Genomic DNA, 18,524 nt, shown 5'->3' with positions numbered 1-18,524 from the left:
CCCCTTAGAGTTTAGCCAGGTCTTCCATACGCTTAGTCAAGGCAGCCATCTTTTCCTGGTAATCGGCAAGTTTGCCCTTTTCTTTTTCGACGACCGCTGCCGGTGCTTTCGACAGGAAGCCCTGGTTGGACAATTTCTTGTCGAGGCGGGCGATTTCCTTCTGGAGCTTTTCCTGTTCCTTCTGGACACGGGCCGTTTCTTTTTCTACGTCGATGAGGTCTTTGAGCTGTAAGTAGACTTCAATGCCCGGGACGACGGCGACGACGGCATTTTCCGGTTTAGCATCGCCGGCAGCCAGGAGAGTTACTTTATCGGCAAAGGCCAGAGTATGGAAGTAATCTTCGTAGGTCTTCAAAGTCTGAGCCATGTCTTCCGTAGCCGGGGCCAGGATGACCGGAGCCTTTTTGCCCATGGGGACGTTCGATTCGGCACGGAGGTTACGGATGCCCTTGATGGCTTCCATCATGGTATTCATGGTAGCGGCATCGGCCGGGAAGTTCCATTTATCCTGCGTCTTCGGCCAAGGAGCGACGATGATGCTTTCGCCTTCGTGAGGCAGGTGCTGCCAGAGATGTTCCGTAACGAAAGGCATGAAGGGATGGAGCATTTCCAGGGTATGCGTCAGGACATAGACCAGGACGTACTGAACCGTATGTTTGTCCCGTTCGCTTGCAGCCTGATAGAGGCGCTTCTTAGCCAGTTCGATGTACCAGTCGCAGTAGGAGTTCCAGATGAAGTTGTAAACGGCATCGGCAGCGTCGCCGAGTTCAAATTTATCGAGGTCTTCCGTGACTTTCGTGACGGTTTCATTGAAGGACGTGAGGATCCAGCGGTCGGCCAGGGTCAGGTCTTTATCTTCGGGAACGAAGTTTTCATCGAAATCGCCGAGGTTCATGATGACGAATTTCGAGGCGTTCCAAATCTTATTGGCAAAGTTGCGGTTGGCTTCGACGCGTTCCATGTAGAAGCGCATGTCGTTGCCCGGTGTGTTGCCTGTAACCAAGGTGAAGCGCAGGGCGTCGGCGCCGTACTGTTCGCAGACGCCCAGGGGATCGATGCCATTGCCCAGGGATTTACTCATCTTGCGGCCCTGGCTATCGCGGACCAGACCGTGGATGAAAACGTTCTTGAAGGGAATATCCTTCATGAATTCACAGGTCATGAACATCATGCGGGCAACCCAGAAGAAGATGATGTCATAGCCCGTGACCAGGACGCTGGTCGGGAAGAACTGCTGGAGATCCGGCGTCTTATCAGGCCAGCCCATTGTCGAGAAAGGCCAGAGGGCCGAGCTGAACCATGTATCGAGGACGTCCGGGTCGCGGTGGATGTTTTTGCTGTGGCAGTGCTGACATTCCGTAATATCTTCCCGGCTAACCGAGGACTTGCCGCAGTCGTCGCAGTACCAGACAGGGATCTGATGGCCCCACCAGAGTTGGCGGCTGATGCACCAGTCGTGGACATCTTCCAGCCAATGGTTGTAAATCTTGACGAAACGATCCGGGATGAATTTCGTGTGGCCATCTTCGACGGCTTTGAGGGCTGCTTCGGTCAGCGGTTTCATCTTTACGAACCACTGCTTGGTGACGAAGGGTTCGACCGTCGTCTTGCAGCGCGAGCAATGGCCGACGGCATGGGTCAATTCTTCGATATGATCGAGGAGGCCCAATTCTTTCAAGTCAGCGACGACGGCTTTACGGCAATCTTCACGGGTCATGCCGTTGTATTTCGCACCGGCTTTTTCGTTCATCGTACCGTCGAGGTTCATGATCATGATGGATTCCAGGTTATGGCGCTGGCCCATTTCAAAGTCGTTCGGGTCGTGAGCCGGCGTAATCTTGACGGCGCCAGTACCAAAGCCGATATCGACGTAATCGTCAGCAATGACTTCGACTTCGCGGTCGACGAGGGGGACGACGACTTTCTTGCCGATATACTTCTTCATGCGATCATCAGCCGGGTTGACGGCAACAGCCGTATCGCCCATGATTGTTTCCGGACGAGTCGTGGCAATCATGATATAGTCGTCTTCACCGACAACAGGGTATTTGATGTACCACAGATGGCCTTGCACGTCGGAATGGTCAACTTCGATGTCCGACAGGGCCGTATGGCAGTGCGGGCACCAGTTGGTGATGCGCTGGCCCTGATAAATGAGGCCCTTTTCGTAAAGCGTGACGAAGACTTCGCGGACGGCGCGGGCACAGGTGTCGTCCATGGTGAAGCGCTTGCGGCTCCAGTCGCAGGAAGAACCGAGGCGGCGGACCTGTTTTTCGATGCGGCTGCCGTACTGTTCCTTCCAGGCCCAGACGCGCTTCAAGAATTCTTCGCGGCCGATATCGTAGCGGGACTTGCCTTCTTCTTTGGCCAGCTGCTGTTCGACTTTGACCTGCGTCGCGATGCCGGCGTGGTCTGTGCCAGGGATCCAGGCGACGTTATAGCCTTCCATGCGCTTGAAGCGGACGAGGATATCCTGCAGGGTATTGTCCAGGGCATGGCCCATGTGAAGCTGGCCCGTGACGTTCGGCGGCGGCATGACGATGCTGAACGGTTCTTTGCTCGGATCCGGATCCTGATGGAAGTAGCCATTCTTTTCCCAAAAATCATACCAGGACATTTCAATGTCGTTCGGTGCGTAAGCGCCTAACTGTTCCTTATTCCATTTCATCTGTGTTTTCCCTCCAAAACAAAAAAAGAGCATTCCCTCGCCTAAGGGTATTCCTTAGGACGAAAGAATGCTGAATCTTCCGCGGTACCACCTAATTTGCCGCTTGCGCGACCGCTTCATGGCACAGGTAACGTCTGCTGGACGGGCAGGCCTTTCCTCCTGCCGGCTCCCGGGTGACGCGCCCTACCCTCTTTGGATGCCCTCGCACCATTTCTGGCATCTCGCTGACAAAAAGAAGTAAAGCTTCTTCCGCTCATCGCCTTTATGTGATAAACATTGTAGCAATTTTACCTGGGCCTGTCAAGGTATCTCCGCGTAAAATCAATAGACCCCTTGTTTGAATAAAGTCATCATTTCCATGGTCAGGCTGGCTTTTTCCGTGTCTTCCGGAATGTCCTGCCGGTCGATCCAGCCGGCCGTGGCCAGTTCACCGTGGTCGACTTTCAACGTATCATCGCCGTCGAGGTCGCAGAAGAAGCCAAAGAGGAGCGTATCCGTAAAGCACCAGGGCTGGCTCTTGTAGAACTGCAGATTCTTGACCTTGATGCCCACTTCTTCCATGACTTCCCGATGAACCGTCTCTTCGATGGTTTCGCCGACTTCGGCAAAGCCAGCCAGCAAGGCGATATTCTTATATTCCCGGCCGGCGTACTTCGAGACCAGGAGTTTATCGCCGTGACGGACGGCGACGATGACGGCCGGGCAGATGCGGGGATAGATCATGGTATGGCAATGGTCGCAGTGCACCATGCGTTCACTCTCGCTGTGTGCCATGGGACGGCCGCAGTGGCCGCAGAAAATGTGGTTGCTGTACCAGTTATGCAGGGATAACCCGGCGATGCCGGCAAAGGCCAGGTAACGCGGCCGGGCAGCGCGCATGAAGTTGATAGAGACGTAAGCAAAGCCATCCCGTTCCGGCAGGGCTTCCTTAGCCAGGTAAAACTGAGCCTTGTCTTCGGCAAAGAGCCAGCGGAACTGTCCCCTATCAACATCAGCATAATCGCTGTAGACAGGGTAGGTAAACTCTTTTTCCCCGGTAATCCGAACCAAGACCTTGCGGCCCTGATAAGACAGCAGAATACCATCCTGCGCCAGTGGCACTGGGTGGTATTCGACATGGTACGTATGATTTCCAATATCTTGTATCATTCGGCGAGCTTAGCTCCTTCATTGCTGCATTTCAGGATATGGCCGGTAGCGGCAATGCCGTGGTCATTGAAGCAGTTAATCATGGCATCCATGATCTGTACTTCCTGATCCGTGGCAAAGGCGATGAGCGTCGAGCCGGATCCGCTGATAGTAGCTCCCAAGGCACCGGCTTCGATAGCTTTCTGAAGGACCTGATCGCCGCTGGGGATGAGGCGGATGCGGTAAGGCACGTGCAATTTATCCTGCAAGCCGTAGGCAATGCGGTCATACTGTTTCGTAAACAGAGAAGATACGAGGAAGCTGACGCGGCTGACGTTGAAGACAGCGCTCTGATAGTCGATGGTCTTGGGCAGGGCCTTGCGGGCTTCTTCCGTCGAAACTTCGACTTCCGGACTGACTGCGATAAAAGACAGGTCATTGTCGATGGGAATGGAATTGGTCAAGGTCTTGCCGTCGACCATAATAGAAACGGACAAGCCGCCGTAAATGGCAGGAGCCACGTTATCGGGATGGCCTTCGAGGACGGTAGCCATGGTCAGCATATCTTCGCGGGTCATCTTATTACCTGTCAGAGCATTGCCGATGAGGATGCCGCCGACGAGAGCTGCCGAACTGCTGCCCAGACCGCGGGCTGGCGGAATGGCATTGACCAGCCGCAGCGTACCGCCCTTGGGAAGGGGCTGGCGGTTCTTGATGGCGACGGCCTTCATCGCCTGACCGACCATGTTTTCATTGAAATCACGGGGTAAGGAATTGGCTCCCAAGCCTTCTATTTCGACAGTAATCGTATCTTTATCCGGTTCTTCCGTAAAATAAATGTCATTATACAAAGTCAGCGCAATCCCGACGGCATCAAAGCCGGAGCCGACGTTAGCCGACGTGGCCGGGATCTGTGCGTGCAGCGTTTTTGTCATTTCTTACACCTCGATTACACGAATGGCATTCGCAATCTTGCGAACGCACGATAACTCTTCGATCTTCTGGAGCGAAGCCTGGACCAGACCGGCTGCCGATTTGTCGATGAGGATGACGATTTCAGCGATTTCTGCCGTTTCGTCTTTCTGGATGAGGGAACGGATGCTGATATTGTTCTCTGCCAGGACCTTGGAGACGGCTGCCAAAACGCCGGGAGCGTTGTTGACAATCATGCGGATGTAGTACGGCGAAGCGATGTCGGCCTGAGGCTTCAATTTTGCTTCGTGCCAGACATAGCCCCGTTTGCCGGTCATCTGCAGGTTACGGTGAAGGATGACGTTCATGACATCGCTGACAACGGCGCTGGCCGTCGGCAGGGAACCGGCCCCCTGGCCGTAGAACATGACGTCGCCGACACAGTTGCCGCGGACGCAGACGGCGTTGTAGGCACCGTCGACGTTGGCCAGCGGATGACCTTTGCGGATAAAGGACGGATGGACGTTGAGGGAAATGCCGTCTTCATCCTGGCGGGCAATGGCCAGGAGCTTGATGACATAGCCCATTTCCGTGGCATGTTCAATATCTTCTTTGGCAATGTTTTCAATGCCTTCTACGTGGACATCGTTGAAGGTCACAGCCGAATGGAAGCCCAGCGTGGCCAGGATGGCGATCTTGCGGGCTGCATCGTAACCGCTGACATCGTTCGTCGGGTCCGCTTCGGCATAGCCTTTTTCCTGGGCTTCTTTGAGGACGTCTTCATAGGACGAGCCGTGGGCCGTCATGTTGGACAAGATGAAGTTCGTCGTGCCGTTCATGATACCGATGATTTCTTCGATACGGTTGCTGTTGAGCGACGAATACATGGGACGGACGATAGGGATACCGCCGGCGACGCTGGCTTCGAACTGGAAGTCCACGTTGTGCTGCTGGGACAATTTCAGCAGCGGAATACCGTAATCGGCGATGAGGTCCTTATTGGCGCTGATGACGCTCTTGCCGCGCAGGAAGCACTGTTCGATGCAGTCCTTGGCAAAGTCGGCACTGCCCATGACTTCGACGACGATTTCGATTTCATCGTCGTCGATGATGTCGTTGAAATCCGTCGTGAACTGGATGGAATCGGGTAAGTCTTCCATCTGTTCATACTTATTCAAATCGCGGATGAGGACCCGCTTGATGTTGATTTTCGTATCGAGCTGTTCTTCAATGAGCGGACCATTCATGGCCAGTAAGTCGACGACCCCTTTCCCGACCGTACCGCATCCTAACAAGGCAATGGAAACATTTTTCATGAGCCTACTCCCCCTTTTTTATCTTACGCTTGTCCGATGATATCTACTTTGCTGACACCGGACAGCTTTTCCAACGTTTTGATCAATTCATCGACAGGAACGGTCATATCCTTAGTTTCGATGGATAAGCTGACATCAGCCATTCCCTGCAAGGGAATCCCCTGGTTGATGGTCAGGATACTGCCGTTATTGGCAGCGACCGTGTTGAGTACTTGCGACAATTCCCCGGGCCGGTCGAAGATCATGACCGACAGGGTAACGATTTTCCCCTGCGTAACATCGTAAAAAGGAAAGACATAGTCCTTATATTTATAGTACGCACTGCGGCTCAAATCCATCATGCGGACGGCTTCGTTGATCGTGCGCGTCTGATGATGCTTGAGGATTTCTTTGACCTTGATGGTCTTCTTGATGGCTTCGGGCAAAATGTCTTCGCGGACCAAGTAAAATTTATGGTTGCTGTCTTCTTTCACGCCTGCTCCTCCTTCTCGATAAAATACTGATACGTCGCCATGAGTCCCGGCATGAGTTTCATCTTCGGCCGCCAGCGGAGATGTTCTCTCGCCTTGCCGTTGGCCAGGGATGACCGGAAGATATCGCCTTTCCGGGCTTCTCCATAGGAAACGGCCACGCCGGCATGGGAGAAATACAACAGGATTTCTTTCAGCGCATTGATGGTCGTTTCGATCTGGGTGCTGATGTTATAGATTCCCGAAGGTACCTCGCCGTCTATGGCGGCCACATTGGCCCGGGCCACGTCCTTGACGTAGACGAAATCACGGGACTGTTCGCCATCGCCGAAAATCGTTAAATCTTCCCCGCGGGCCAGGGCCCTGGCAAAGAGGCCGACGACGCCGCCTTCCCCGCCGTTTCCCTGGCGTTCACCGTATACATTGGCGTAGCGCAGGATGGCATAGGGAAGACCGAACAGGTCGCCATAGAGCTGGATATATTTTTCCGCCGTCACTTTCGTCAGGCCGTAGAATGATGCCGGAGCCAGCGGTTCCGACTCGTCCAGCGGGACTTTGGGATTGTCGCCGTAGACGGCAGCCGACGACGAATAAATGAATTTCTGTACGCCCTGTCGGCGGCACTGTTCCAGGACGTTGATCAGGCCGAGGACATTCAGTTCCGCATCTTCCCGGGGATGGGCCAGGGAGTACGAGACCTGCGTCTGGGCGGCTTCATGGAAGACGACGTCGAAATGGCCTTCCCCAAAGAGTGCCTTCAATGCCGCTTCATCGCGGATATCGCCTTGAACGAACCGGGCCTGTTCCGGGACCTGGTCCCGGCAGCCCGTACTCAGGTTGTCGAAGACCGTCACGTCGTGGCCGGCTTCCAGCAAGGCGTCGACGAGGTGGGAACCGATGAAACCGGCCCCACCGGTAACTAAGATATGCAAAGATAAGACCTCCAATCCCTACGGCAGGTCACCGTAAGTAATGAGTTCAATCTGTTTGGCTTCCAGCTGACGGCGGATTTCCGGCGACAGCAGGGCCTGAAATTCATCCTGCCAATGATAGCCCCAGGCAAAGGACTGGCTGAGGACAGCCGTACTCCGTCCTGGATGCATCATGATTTCATGGGTCCCAAAAGGTAGCCTGTCGATGAGATAGTGCAGATTGCTTTCTGTCATATGGCCACCGTCGACCATACCCCAGAAAAAATCGGTCGTCGTGAAGTGCAGGCGCCGGACCGAAGTCATGGCCTTCCGGGACAGATAGGTCAGGCCGTCGCGGCCGGCAATGCGCACGGGATTGGCCGACAGTACCTTATAGGAATACGCTTCCCTGGGGATGCGCAGGCGGTGGATGCCGTATTTCATCATCAGTGACTGGACAATGGACCAGATCTGCGGCAGGACGTGCAGGTGCTGGTGACTGTCCAGGTGGTCGATGGGAAGGCCCGTCGCCATGATCTTTTCCATCTGGGCATCGAACTCCCGGTAGACCTGGCCGTAATCGAGTTTCCCCTGGCAGGCCCGCTTGATGACTTCCGTATAACTTTCCGGCAGCAGGCCGTCGGACTGGACCAGGGTCGGTACTTCCTTGGCCGACAAGACCGTCGGCAGGGACCCGACCAGGCTGAGATGGATGCCGATGCCCAGTTTCGGACACTTCCGGACCAGGTCGACGGCCTGGTCAAAAGCCGGGCCGTTGGCCAGCAGGGATGTACTGGTCAGGACACCCTGTCCGCAGGCTTCGATGACGGCCTGATTGACTTCTGTATGGATGCCGAAATCATCGGCATTAATGATGACTCTATTCATCTTGCAAACTCCCCGTCCTTCCAGGACGTACTACATAATGAGCTTAATGACTATTATACATGGACAATCGTATTTTGACAATATCCTTTGCCCATTCTATTCCCTAAATTGCCGGTACGCCGCTTCCTTCACTTTACGCTGCCACTCCTTCAAGGGCGTCCCGGTTTCAGCGGCAGCGGCCCGGCAATCATCGTATTCAGCGGAAATGTTGACGACCTTGCCGCCATAGCGGCAGACCTTGCAGTGCAGGTCGCGGCCGTCGACGCGGACCGTCGTGATGAGCCGGTCACAGGCCAGGCGGGTCACAGGGAAAAAGCGGACGCCGATGGACGTCGTCTCCCTGACGATGACGCCGATGAGGGGGTCGATGAGTTCCTGCCGGCACAAGACGCAGAGCATGGACGCCATGCGCCCTTTCTTCATCATCATGGGCATGGCCCAGACGTCGTTGGCTCCCTGTTCCAGGATGAGGGAAAAGACGTATTCCATATTCTGCGGATTCATGTCGTCGATATTGGCTTCCAGCTGCCATAACGTTTCCATCATCTCACCTCAATCGATTCATCGTATCGGCCAGGCGGCCGGCGCCAAACCCGTTATCGATATTGACGACGGACACGCCGGCAGCACAGCTGTTGAGCATAGCCAGCAGGGCCGACAGGCCGTGGAAATTGGCGCCATAGCCGATACTGGTCGGCACGGCGATGACCGGCTTATCGACCAGGCCGCCGACGACACTGGCCAGGGCCCCTTCCATACCGGCGACGACGATGTTGACGTTAGCCTGACGGATGTCGTCGACGCGGGCCAGGAGACGGTGTATGCCGGCGACGCCGACATCGTAAATGCGTTCGACGCGGTTGCCCATGATTTCTGCCGTCAGTGCCGCTTCTTCGGCGATGGGGATATCGCTGGTCCCGGCTGTGATGACCGAAATAAGGCGGTCGCCATTGACGACAGTCTTGTCCTTATGCTGGTAGACCATGCGGGCCAGCGGGTCGTACTGAGCAGCGGGATGGCGGGAAATCAAGGCGTCGTAGACGGCCTTATCAGCCCGCGTGCCGATGACATTGTCATATTTATCCATGAGGACGTCCAGAATCTGTACCGACTGGCCGACGGTCTTGCCGGCACAGTAGACGACTTCCGGGAAGCCGCAGCGCGCTTCACGCTGCAAGTCCAGTTTTGCAAAGCCCAAATCGAGGGTCTCTTTCTTGTCTTCCATGATTACTCCTTAAAACCATTCTTTTCCCATGCCTTATACAAGACGATGCCGACCGACATGGACAAGTTCAGCGATTCCGTATCCAGCCGCATGGGAATGGTCAGTACGTCATCACAGCAGGCCAGGAACGGTTCCGGCAGGCCGTTGCCTTCATTGCCGAAGGCCAGGATGACGGGCTGGCTGTAATCGGCATCGACATAAGAGATACTGCCTTCCGGCGCCGTGCCGTAGACCTGGCGGTCTTCATCGGCACAGAACTGGTCCAGCTGTTCGTCTGTCACATCCTGGACAACAGGGACCTTGAAGATGGCCCCCATGGCACTGCGGATCGTCTTATCGTTGTAGACGTCGACACTGCCTTCACTGAGCAGGACGGCACCGGCGTTGGCAGCGGCAGCCGTGCGCAGGATCGTCCCCAGATTGCCCGGATCCTGGATGGAACGCAGGTAAAGGACGGCTTTTTCCGGCGCAATGGCCGGCAGGCTGTCGAAAGTATAGGCAAAGAAAGGCAGCATGGCCGCCAGTCCCTGCGGCGTCTTCGTGTCTTTCAGTTTATCATAGACGCTGTCGGTGACGGCATAAAACGTCCAGCCCAGTTCGATGCCTTTGGCATAGAGGGCTTCAAATCCATCCAGGCCCCGCCCCTTTTCCGAGACGAAGCAGATGGCATCGGGAATGTTCATGGCCGCCGCGTCGGCGATGACCCGCAGGCCTTCGACAAAGACGCGCTGATGGGCCTGACGGCCTTTCTTTTGCTTCAGGGAACAGGCCATCTTGACCCACTGGTTGTCGCGGGACGTAATTTCGTTCATAGTTCCTCCTATCTACCCGCCGTGCGGATAAAAAAAGGGACCTCGCATGATAGTCAAAGCTTTCATGCGACAGTCCCTCTCGTATAAGCCATGGTTACTGCTGATCCGGCTTGTCATCCTGGTGTCCGTTGTTCTTGAGCAGGCTTTCGCGGTTCTGCTGAATGCTGGACAAGGTCTTTTCCAATGTCGATTCAACGTATTTAAGGACATCGCCGGCATAGGTAATGGAGCTGTTCTTCAGCTGTTCCGACGAATCGTTGGCGTTCTGGATGATCTGGTTGGCATGTTCCTGTGCCTGGCGGACCAGTTCACTTTCTTCTGTCAATTTGGCAATATAATCCTTGGCCTGGGCGACCATGCTTTCGGCATGATGCTGGGCATCGGAAATAATCTTATCTTTTTCAGCCAAAACCTTCTTGGCCTGTTCCAATTCGGCCGGCATGGATTCTTTCAAGTCATCGATGATCTGAAGGATTTCTTCTTCTTCGACCATCTTTTTATTGGAAAAGGGCATCTTCGATGCATTCATTACCAAGCTTTCCAAATCTTCTAACAGTTTATCCGAATTCATGTATTCTCCACTCCTAAGCATTGTACTTGTCTGCAAACTTCTCTTTCAGTTTCTTTTCGACATAATCGGGAACCATGTCATCGAGCTTGCCGCCGAAGCAGGCCAGTTCACGGATACCCGTCGAGCTGATATAGGAATACTGGGTACTCGTCATGATAAATACCGTTTCGATACGCGGTTCTACCTTCTTCATGAGCAGGGCCCGCTGGAATTCGTATTCAAAATCGCTCAGGGCCCGCAGGCCGCGGATGATGATAGTCGCACCGTGTTCGATGGCATATTGGTTGAGCAGGCCATGGAAGCTGACGACTTCGATGTTCGGGATGTGTTTCGTCGTTTCCCGCAACATTTCCTCCCGCTCTGCCATCGAGAACAAGGGTTTCTTCGACGGATTCTCAAAGACAGCGACGATGAGCTTGTCGACAAGCTGGCTCCCCCGTTCAAAAATGTCAATGTGTCCATTGGTGACAGGATCAAAACTGCCGGGACAAATACCGATTCGCACTTTTTAGACTCCTTCCTGACGACGGCGGATAAAAGCGATCCGCGTGTCTTTCCCATAGGATTTTTCTCTGATGACCTCATACAATGGGCTCTCCGTTATACCTTCGTTCCGGCTGTATTCCATCAGGATCAGTCCTCCCGGAGCCAGCAAATCGTATTCACCTATCAACGCGATTGTATCGTTCACCAAATTTTTATTATACGGCGGGTCCGCAAAGATGTAATCAAATTTGCGCCCCTGCAGCCGTGCCAGGGCTTTCGCCGAATTAAGGCGCAGCACTTCGACGCAGTCTGCAAAGCCGCAGAGGGCTGCATTCTGACGGATGAGCTGCTGTGTGTAGTGGTCGATAAAGACGGCCGACGCCGCACCGCGGCTCAGCGCTTCCAGCCCCAAGGCACCCGTACCGGCAAAGATATCGAGGACAGCGGCACCACGCAGGCCGCCGCTGCTTTCCAGGATGTTGAAAAGACTTTCCCGTGTACGGTCCAGTGTCGGCCGGGTCAGCATGCCCTTCGGGGACTTCAGGACCCGCCCTCTGGCACTGCCAGATATGATTCTCATAGGATCACCTGCTCGTACATAATTAATTATACACGTTTTTTAGTACATATCAATCTATTTTTTCTTAATTCGTTCGACCTTCAGTTCCTTGCCGTGCAGGAGGCGGATGATATTATCTTTATGGCGCACGACGACCAGCAGAGCTGCCAGCAGGCCGAAAATCGTCAGCGGCAGGGGTTCGTTGAAAAAGTACATGGTAATGGGGACCAAGATGGCCGCTACGATGGAACCGAGGGAGACGATGCGCGTCAAGGCGACGATGACAGCCCAGACGCAGAAGACGATGAGCGTTTCCCACGGAGCCAGGAACAAGATGATGCCCAGGCCGGTGGCGACGCCCTTACCGCCTTTGAACTTGAGGAAAATCGAACATGAATGGCCGATGATGGCCAGCAGGCCGCCGGCAATCATGAAGTAAATCTGCGTGTCTGCACTGCCAAGGCCCATCTGGCTGGCGACCTGGCCGAGGTAGACGCCGAGCATCCCCTTGGCGACATCGCAGATGAGGACCAGCAGGCCGCCGGCGGCACCGAAGACGCGGTAGGCATTGGTCGCCCCCGTATTATGGCTGCCGTATTCCCTGGGGTCCGTATGATACAAGGTCTTGCCGATGACCAGGCCGCTCGGGAAAGACCCGGCGATATAGGCCAGCACCAAGCAGAGGATGCCGAGCATCATAAGCTTTCACCGTCCTTTTTCCCGCGCAGGATGAGCCGGATCGGCGTCCCTTCGAAGCCGAAGGTTTCACGCAGGCGGTTTTCCAGGAAGCGCAGGTACGAAAAATGCATGAGCTGCGGTTCATTGACGAAGAGGATGAACGTCGGCGGCTGGACCGAAGCCTGGGTCATGTAGTAAATCTTGAGCAGCTTGCCGCCCTTGGCCGGCGGCGGATTAGTCAGCTGAGCATCTTCGATGAGTTCATTGAGGACACTCGTCGACACGCGCATGTGCTGCTGTTCCGATACGAACTTGACCATATCGGCCAGGCGGTTGATGCGCTGCTTGGTCAGGGCCGAGGCGAAGAGGATAGGCGCATACTGGAGGAAGGCCAGTTCGCGGCGGATATCTTCTTCGAATTTATGGCTCGTCTTGCTATCCTTTTCGATGAGGTCCCATTTGTTGACGACGATGATGCAGCCCTTGCCCGCTTCATGGACGTAGCCGGCGATCTTCGTATCCTGTTCGGTCACGCCTTCTGTAGCATCGATGACCAGGACGGCGATGTCCGACCGGTCGACGGCGCGCAGGGCCCGGACGACGCTGTAGCGTTCGACAGGCAAGTCGATCTTGGCTTTACGGCGCATGCCGGCCGTATCGATGAGGACGAAATCCGTCCCTTCATAGGACCAGTGGGTGTCGATGGAATCGCGCGTCGTCCCGGGGACGTTGCTGACGATGACCCGGTCCTGCCCTAAGAGAGCATTGGTCAGGGACGACTTGCCGACATTCGGCCGGCCGACGAGGGCGATGTGGATAGCTTCATCGTCATCGTCTATAGCCGGGACTTTCTTGATATACTTCAGGACTTCATCGAGGAGGTCGCCGAGGTTCATCAGGTTGACGGCGGAGACGCCGATCGGGTCGCCTAAGCCGAGGCTGTAAAATTCGTAGATATTCATTTCTTGTTCGACGCTGTCGATCTTGTTGACAACCAGGATGACCGGCTTGCCGCACGAGCGGAGGATGTGGGCAATTTCTTCATCCTGAGGCTGGACGCCGACTTTGCCGTCGACAACGTAGAGGATGACGTCGGCTTCGCGGATGGCCAGTTCAGCCTGATACCGCATGCTGGTGAAGATATGGTTATCCGAATCGACAAATTCGATGCCGCCCGTATCGATCATGGTAAATTCCTGGCCGAGCCATTCGGCGTCGAAATAAATGCGGTCGCGTGTTACGCCGGGGATGTCTTCGACGATAGAAATGCGCTTCTTGACGATGGCATTGAAAAGCGTCGATTTACCGACGTTCGGGCGCCCGACGACAGCGACTAGGGGTTTGTACATGGCAGAATCCTTTCTATAGACGAAAAAAGGATAACCGGTACAGCCCGGCTATCCCCTTTTTGTGAAACCTTAGTTGTTTTCTTCTTCTTTATCCTGGTTATCGAGGTAGTTGCGAACTTCCTGTTCTTCTTCATCTTTCTGAATGGCCAAGACGCTGAGAGAAATCTTTTTCTTATCCGTATCGATGCCGATGATCTTGACGTTCATGACATCACCGATGTTGACCAGGTCTTTGACAGCGACGCCGCGTTTTTCCGTCAATTCGGAAATGTGGAGCAGGCCCTGCAATTCCGGATCGATGGCCAGGATAGCGCCGAAGGGCAGGAGCTTCTTGACTTCGCCTTTGACGATATCGCCGACTTCAAATTTTTCGATAGCAGCGATCCAGGGGTTCTTCTGGAGAGCTTTCAAGGACAAGGAAATGCGGTTCCGTTCCTGGTCGAATTTCTGAACGAGGACCTGGAGTTTTTCACCCGTATGGAGAACGGCATCGACAGAGCTGATGCGTTTCCAGGAAATGTCGGAAATGTGGAGCAGGCCTTCTACGCCGCCGAGGTCGATGAATGCACCGTAGGGCATGATCTTAACGACAGTGCCTTCGAGGACAGCGCCTTCTTCGATGTGCTTGAGGGCTTCTTCGCGTTTTGCTTCGCGTTCTGCTTCAAGAACAGCTTTGCGGGAAAGGACGAGGCGGTTCTTGTGTTCGTCGATGTCGATGACTTTGACCTGGAAGGTCTGGCCTACGAGATAGTCCAAAGATTTAACGAATTTGATATCGCCCTGGGAAAGGGGAATGAAACCACGCAGGGATTTGATGGAAACGACAAGGCCAGCCTTGTTCGTTTCTTTACCTGTACATTCGACGAGCTGGTCGTTTTCAAAAGCTTCGCGGACTTCTTTCCAGTCTTCGACTTTTTTCATCTTGACGAGGGAAACGACGATAGCTCCTTCTTCTTTAATGTTGTTGGCGATTTCGACAGTCAGTTCGTCGCCGACTTTGACAAAGTCACTTGCTTTTTCCGGAGCGGGAACAGCCATTTCCTTTTTCGGCAGGATTGCTTCTGCTTTCGTACCGATGGAAACATAGGCAGCATCATCATTCACAGAAATAACCGTGCCTTTGACCACGTCACCTTTCTTTGGATTTTCTTCATAGTCATACTTGTCCAACAATTCTTCACTCATTACTTCTGTGCCTTCAGCTTGCAAATTTTCCATAATCTTAACAACCTCCTGTATTATCCAATCCGGCGTGGAAGCGCCGGCTGTAATGCCTATATGATTCATACCACGGAACCAGGCCGTATCCAATTCGGCTGCTGTTTCGATGTGGTATGTCGGGCAATCCTGTTCACGGCATACCTGCGCGAGGCGGCCTGTGTTGGCGCTGTTCTTTCCGCCAATGACGATCATGGCGTCCACATGGCCTGCCAGTTCTATCGCTGCCTGCTGACGCTGCTGCGTCGCCGTGCATATGGTCATATGCACATCGAGATGATTGGTCTTTCGTTGCAGGATAGCGGCGATACGCTTGAATTGCTCTTGAGAGAACGTCGTCTGGACGACGACTCCCATAGAATCGCAAAAGGGAATTTTTTCAGCTTCTTCTTCCCTATCTATTATAATAGCACGATTTGCCCCCCATTGTGAAATGCTAATTACTTCAGGATGGGATTTTTCTCCTACTATTATGAGATTTTCGCCCTTTTCGACGATATTTTTAGCGTCTTGTTGGGCTTTTTTGACGTGTGGACACGTCGCATCTATGACTTTTAGTTCTTTTTGAACGGCCTGGTCATAGACATCCGGGCCGACACCGTGGGAGCGGATCAGGACGACAGCCCCCTTGTCGACCTCGTCCAACGAGTCGACCGGCGACACGCCATGGGCGGCTAAACGCCCGACAACTTGCGGATTGTGGATGATGGGTCCCAGAGTATGAGTCCCCTTTTCCGCCTTGCCTGCCAGCTCGACAGCCCGGCGTACGCCATAACAAAAGCCACAGGCCGCAGCGAGAGTTACTTTCATTTAGTATCCCCTTTATACTGATTTTGCATAGCTATGATAATATCGCGGATTTTGTCGGAAAAACCTTTGACTAAATCGCGATCCGATGCCTTTCCTGCCGGTGCCGGCACGGGTTTTCCAAAGATGACCCGGACGGGACCGGTCTTTTTCGGCAAAAATTCCGAATTGACGATCGCCGCCGGCAGGACCGGGACGCCGGCCTTGATGGCGATACCGGCAAAGCCTTCATGGAAAGGACCGACTTTGCCGCCCCGCGTCCGCTTCCCTTCCGGGAAAATCCCCAGGACCTCGCCGCTCTTCAAGACCCGGAAGGACTCGATGACGGCTTTGCGGTCGATGTGACCGCGATGGACCGGGAAGGTATGGACATAGCGCAGGAACCAGCCCATGAGAGGATTGCGGAATAATTCCTCTTTTGCCATGAAATGGATCAAGTGACGGCGCATGGCCGTCCCCAGCAGGGGCGGATCAAAATTGCTGGCATGATTGCAGACGACGATGAATGGCCCTTTTTCCGGGATATTCTCTTCGCCGATGACTTCCATGCCCAAGGCGCCATACGTAGCGAGGTTGAAAATCTTGCGGATCATGCCGTATGTAAAGGTATGCATCAGCCTCGCTCCTTCATCAGGCCGAGGATGACGTCGGCGGTCTGCTCTAAATCGAGGTCGCTGTTATCGACGACGATGGCATCGTCGGCCTTCTTCAGCGGCGACACGGCCCGGTGCGAGTCCATATCGTCGCGGGCAGCGATGCTGGCAGCGATGTCTTCATACGTTTCGCTGCCGCCCTTGGCCTGGACTTCCAGGTAGCGGCGGCGGGCCCGGGAATCGACAGAAGCCGTCAGGAAAATCTTGAGGTCCGCCTGGGGCAGGACGACTGTCCCGATATCGCGGCCGTCGAGGATGACACCACCCCCTTGGGCCATGGCCTGTTGTAATTTTACCAGTTTTTCCCGTACTACGGCAAGGGCTGCGACGGCAGAAACATGAGAAGATACGCGCTGGGTCCGGATGGCTTCGGTCACTTCCGTCGAACCGACGTAGACGCGGCACAGATCAGCCTGCGGTTCCAGGCGGATATCAATAGTATCGACCAGGTCGCGGACCGCTTTTTCGTCCGAAAGGTCGATGCCTTTTTCCAGGACAGCCCAGGTAAAGGCGCGGTACATAGCCCCTGTATCGATATACAAATAGTGGACCCGATTGGCCAGGACCTTGGCGACACTGCTTTTCCCGGCTCCGGCCGGCCCATCGATGGCAACCGTTAATTTTCGCATGGTATGCACTCCTTTGTAGCAGCCGCCGTTCCGGCTACGAAGCCCGTCGAAAAGGCTGCTTGCAGATTATAGCCGCCTGTAAAGGCGTCGATGTCGATGACTTCTCCGGCAAAATAGAGATGGGGAACAAGTTTCGACTCCATCGTCTTGGGATTGATCTCCTTGACCGATATGCCGCCGGCCGTGACGATGGCTTCCTCAATAGGACGCGTGCCCGTCACCGTCAGAGACAAGGCCTTGAGAGTATCGGCCAGATCCTGCCGCTGTTCCCGGGAAATCTGATTGACCGGACAGTCCCGGGCGATGCCGGCCTGGTCGAGGACGATGGGGATGAGCCGCTGTGGCAGGAGATCCTTCAAGGCGTTCGCTGCTTCCTTGCGGATGTACTTCTCAAAGTCCCGCCGCAGCCGGGCATCGAGCTTTTCCTTTGACAAGGCCGGCTTGAGGTCGAGGCGCAGCTGCATGGGGAAGGTGCAGGCCTTCTTATGGGCCGCGGCCATACTGAGCATGAGGATGATCGGCCCGGATACGCCGAAATGGGTAAAGAGCATTTCTCCGAAATACGAAGCCATCTTCTTGCCCCGCTTCCACAGCGAGCCTTCCACATTGCGCAGGGACAGCCCCGACAAGGTATGCGGCCAGGTTTCAGCCGTCGTAAAGGGGATGAGGGCCGGCTTCAGTTCCGTCACGCTATGGCCCAGGCTGCGGGCAAAGTCATAGCCGTCGCCCGTCGAGCCGGTGACGGGATAGGACATGCCGCCTGTCGTGATGATACAGGCGTCGCCTTCATAATTTCCGGAGGCGGCGCTGACGACCATGCGGCTGCCCCAGGCCTTGACGGCGTGGACGGCATCGCTCAGATGGAGGTCGACGCCTTTATGGCATAGCTTGCGGTATAAGAGCTTGCGCACTTCGATGGCACTGTCGGACTGGGGGAAAATACGGCCGCCCCGTTCTTCCTTGGTGGCCAGTCCCCAGGCATTCAGCTTGTCGAGCAGGTCCTGGTTGGTGAACTGTTCATAAGCGCTGTAGAGGAACTTGCCGTGTCCCGGCGTATGGGCGATGAAATCGGCCATGGTGCAGGAATTGGTCAGATTGCAGCGGCCCTTGCCGGTAATGCCCAGCTTTTTGCCAACAATATCATTTTTTTCAAATAAATGTACCCTGGCCCCTGCTTCTGCCGCGGCCAGCGCAGCCATGATGCCGGCCGCGCCGGCACCAATGACGAGTATTTCCTTCATAGG

The 18,524-nt window shown here is 54.8% G+C and carries 19 protein-coding genes; all 19 read right to left on the bottom strand.

The annotated features are described in order from the left end of the window. Positions 1-4: 4 nt before the first annotated feature. Positions 5-2,668 carry a valine--tRNA ligase gene (locus C6362_RS06460; protein ID WP_014015917.1) on the bottom strand — a complete coding sequence of 888 codons (2,664 nt, stop codon included), beginning with the start codon at positions 2,666-2,668 and terminating at the stop codon, positions 5-7. A gap of 321 nt (positions 2,669-2,989) precedes the next feature. Next, a complete protein-coding gene (gene nudC, locus C6362_RS06455) occupies positions 2,990-3,817 on the bottom strand; it encodes an NAD(+) diphosphatase (protein WP_014015916.1) in 828 nt (275 codons plus the stop codon). Next, positions 3,814-4,731, bottom strand: a complete 918-nt coding sequence (gene thrB / locus C6362_RS06450; protein WP_014015915.1) for a homoserine kinase — start codon at positions 4,729-4,731, stop codon at positions 3,814-3,816. The genes nudC and thrB overlap by 4 nt, the downstream gene beginning before the upstream one ends. Before the next feature lie 3 nt (positions 4,732-4,734). Further along, complete coding sequence (locus C6362_RS06445; protein WP_014015914.1) at positions 4,735-6,024, bottom strand: homoserine dehydrogenase; 1,290 nt, start codon at positions 6,022-6,024, stop codon at positions 4,735-4,737. 23 nt (positions 6,025-6,047) lie between these two features. Next, positions 6,048-6,497, bottom strand: a complete 450-nt coding sequence (locus C6362_RS06440; protein ID WP_014015913.1) for an ACT domain-containing protein — start codon at positions 6,495-6,497, stop codon at positions 6,048-6,050. Beyond that, a complete protein-coding gene (locus tag C6362_RS06435; protein WP_014015912.1) occupies positions 6,494-7,426 on the bottom strand; it encodes an NAD-dependent epimerase/dehydratase family protein in 933 nt (310 codons plus the stop codon). Before C6362_RS06435 ends, C6362_RS06440 begins: the two co-directional genes overlap by 4 nt. Positions 7,427-7,444: 18 nt before the next feature. Next, positions 7,445-8,293: a ChbG/HpnK family deacetylase gene (locus tag C6362_RS06430; RefSeq protein WP_014015911.1), complete on the bottom strand. Its 849-nt coding sequence runs from the start codon at positions 8,291-8,293 to the stop codon at positions 7,445-7,447. A gap of 96 nt (positions 8,294-8,389) precedes the next feature. After that, positions 8,390-8,839, bottom strand: coding sequence for a nickel pincer cofactor biosynthesis protein LarC2 (larC2, locus tag C6362_RS06425; protein ID WP_041647129.1), 450 nt, complete (start codon positions 8,837-8,839; stop codon positions 8,390-8,392). Position 8,840: 1 nt separating this feature from the next. Next, positions 8,841-9,518 (bottom strand): nickel pincer cofactor biosynthesis protein LarB, encoded by a 678-nt coding sequence (gene larB / locus C6362_RS06420; protein WP_014015909.1) that lies wholly within the window; start codon positions 9,516-9,518, stop codon positions 8,841-8,843. A gap of 2 nt (positions 9,519-9,520) precedes the next feature. Beyond that, the gene (locus C6362_RS12135; protein ID WP_014015908.1) at positions 9,521-10,330 is read right to left on the bottom strand and encodes a TrmH family RNA methyltransferase; all 810 of its coding nucleotides are present in this window, start codon (positions 10,328-10,330) and stop codon (positions 9,521-9,523) included. A 94-nt stretch (positions 10,331-10,424) separates the two neighbouring features. After that, entirely contained in the window at positions 10,425-10,901 is a 477-nt protein-coding gene (locus C6362_RS06405; protein WP_014015907.1) for an ATP synthase subunit B family protein, read from the bottom strand. A 13-nt stretch (positions 10,902-10,914) separates the two neighbouring features. After that, positions 10,915-11,406, bottom strand: coding sequence for a pantetheine-phosphate adenylyltransferase (coaD, locus tag C6362_RS06400; RefSeq protein ID WP_014015906.1), 492 nt, complete (start codon positions 11,404-11,406; stop codon positions 10,915-10,917). Between the two features lie 3 nt (positions 11,407-11,409). Then, on the bottom strand, positions 11,410-11,967 hold the full coding sequence (rsmD, locus tag C6362_RS06395; RefSeq protein ID WP_014015905.1) for a 16S rRNA (guanine(966)-N(2))-methyltransferase RsmD: 558 nt from the start codon (positions 11,965-11,967) through the stop codon (positions 11,410-11,412). A 54-nt stretch (positions 11,968-12,021) separates the two neighbouring features. After that, positions 12,022-12,645 carry a glycerol-3-phosphate 1-O-acyltransferase PlsY gene (plsY, locus tag C6362_RS06390; RefSeq protein WP_014015904.1) on the bottom strand — a complete coding sequence of 208 codons (624 nt, stop codon included), beginning with the start codon at positions 12,643-12,645 and terminating at the stop codon, positions 12,022-12,024. After that, positions 12,642-13,973, bottom strand: coding sequence for a ribosome biogenesis GTPase Der (gene der / locus C6362_RS06385; RefSeq protein WP_014015903.1), 1,332 nt, complete (start codon positions 13,971-13,973; stop codon positions 12,642-12,644). Before der ends, plsY begins: the two co-directional genes overlap by 4 nt. 69 nt (positions 13,974-14,042) lie before the next feature. Continuing rightward, a complete protein-coding gene (locus C6362_RS06380; protein WP_014015902.1) occupies positions 14,043-16,001 on the bottom strand; it encodes a bifunctional 4-hydroxy-3-methylbut-2-enyl diphosphate reductase/30S ribosomal protein S1 in 1,959 nt (652 codons plus the stop codon). Beyond that, a complete protein-coding gene (locus C6362_RS06375; RefSeq protein ID WP_014015901.1) occupies positions 15,998-16,612 on the bottom strand; it encodes a lysophospholipid acyltransferase family protein in 615 nt (204 codons plus the stop codon). Before C6362_RS06375 ends, C6362_RS06380 begins: the two co-directional genes overlap by 4 nt. Further along, positions 16,612-17,280, bottom strand: coding sequence for a (d)CMP kinase (gene cmk, locus C6362_RS06370; protein ID WP_014015900.1), 669 nt, complete (start codon positions 17,278-17,280; stop codon positions 16,612-16,614). Before cmk ends, C6362_RS06375 begins: the two co-directional genes overlap by 1 nt. Next, positions 17,268-18,521, bottom strand: coding sequence for a BaiN/RdsA family NAD(P)/FAD-dependent oxidoreductase (locus C6362_RS06365; protein WP_014015899.1), 1,254 nt, complete (start codon positions 18,519-18,521; stop codon positions 17,268-17,270). Before C6362_RS06365 ends, cmk begins: the two co-directional genes overlap by 13 nt. Between the last annotated feature and the right edge of the window lie 3 nt (positions 18,522-18,524).

Source organism: Megasphaera elsdenii DSM 20460 (genome assembly GCF_003010495.1).
GTDB lineage: Bacteria > Bacillota > Negativicutes > Veillonellales > Megasphaeraceae > Megasphaera > Megasphaera elsdenii.
This window is presented reverse-complemented; position numbering and strand designations above follow the sequence as displayed.

Excerpts from the sequence above, each read along its gene's own strand:
- C6362_RS06460 (WP_014015917.1), bottom strand. The coding sequence starts at position 2,668 with ATGAAATGGAATAAGGAACAGTTAGGCGCTTACGCACCGAACGACATT.
- nudC (WP_014015916.1), bottom strand. The coding sequence starts at position 3,817 with ATGATACAAGATATTGGAAATCATACGTACCATGTCGAATACCACCCA.
- thrB (WP_014015915.1), bottom strand. The coding sequence starts at position 4,731 with ATGACAAAAACGCTGCACGCACAGATCCCGGCCACGTCGGCTAACGTC.
- C6362_RS06445 (WP_014015914.1), bottom strand. The coding sequence starts at position 6,024 with ATGAAAAATGTTTCCATTGCCTTGTTAGGATGCGGTACGGTCGGGAAA.
- C6362_RS06430 (WP_014015911.1), bottom strand. The coding sequence starts at position 8,293 with ATGAATAGAGTCATCATTAATGCCGATGATTTCGGCATCCATACAGAA.
- larC2 (WP_041647129.1), bottom strand. The coding sequence starts at position 8,839 with ATGATGGAAACGTTATGGCAGCTGGAAGCCAATATCGACGACATGAAT.
- larB (WP_014015909.1), bottom strand. The coding sequence starts at position 9,518 with ATGGAAGACAAGAAAGAGACCCTCGATTTGGGCTTTGCAAAACTGGAC.
- C6362_RS12135 (WP_014015908.1), bottom strand. The coding sequence starts at position 10,330 with ATGAACGAAATTACGTCCCGCGACAACCAGTGGGTCAAGATGGCCTGT.
- C6362_RS06405 (WP_014015907.1), bottom strand. The coding sequence starts at position 10,901 with ATGAATTCGGATAAACTGTTAGAAGATTTGGAAAGCTTGGTAATGAAT.
- rsmD (WP_014015905.1), bottom strand. The coding sequence starts at position 11,967 with ATGAGAATCATATCTGGCAGTGCCAGAGGGCGGGTCCTGAAGTCCCCG.
- plsY (WP_014015904.1), bottom strand. The coding sequence starts at position 12,645 with ATGATGCTCGGCATCCTCTGCTTGGTGCTGGCCTATATCGCCGGGTCT.
- der (WP_014015903.1), bottom strand. The coding sequence starts at position 13,973 with ATGTACAAACCCCTAGTCGCTGTCGTCGGGCGCCCGAACGTCGGTAAA.
- C6362_RS06380 (WP_014015902.1), bottom strand. The coding sequence starts at position 16,001 with ATGAAAGTAACTCTCGCTGCGGCCTGTGGCTTTTGTTATGGCGTACGC.
- C6362_RS06375 (WP_014015901.1), bottom strand. The coding sequence starts at position 16,612 with ATGCATACCTTTACATACGGCATGATCCGCAAGATTTTCAACCTCGCT.
- cmk (WP_014015900.1), bottom strand. The coding sequence starts at position 17,280 with ATGCGAAAATTAACGGTTGCCATCGATGGGCCGGCCGGAGCCGGGAAA.
- C6362_RS06365 (WP_014015899.1), bottom strand. The coding sequence starts at position 18,521 with ATGAAGGAAATACTCGTCATTGGTGCCGGCGCGGCCGGCATCATGGCT.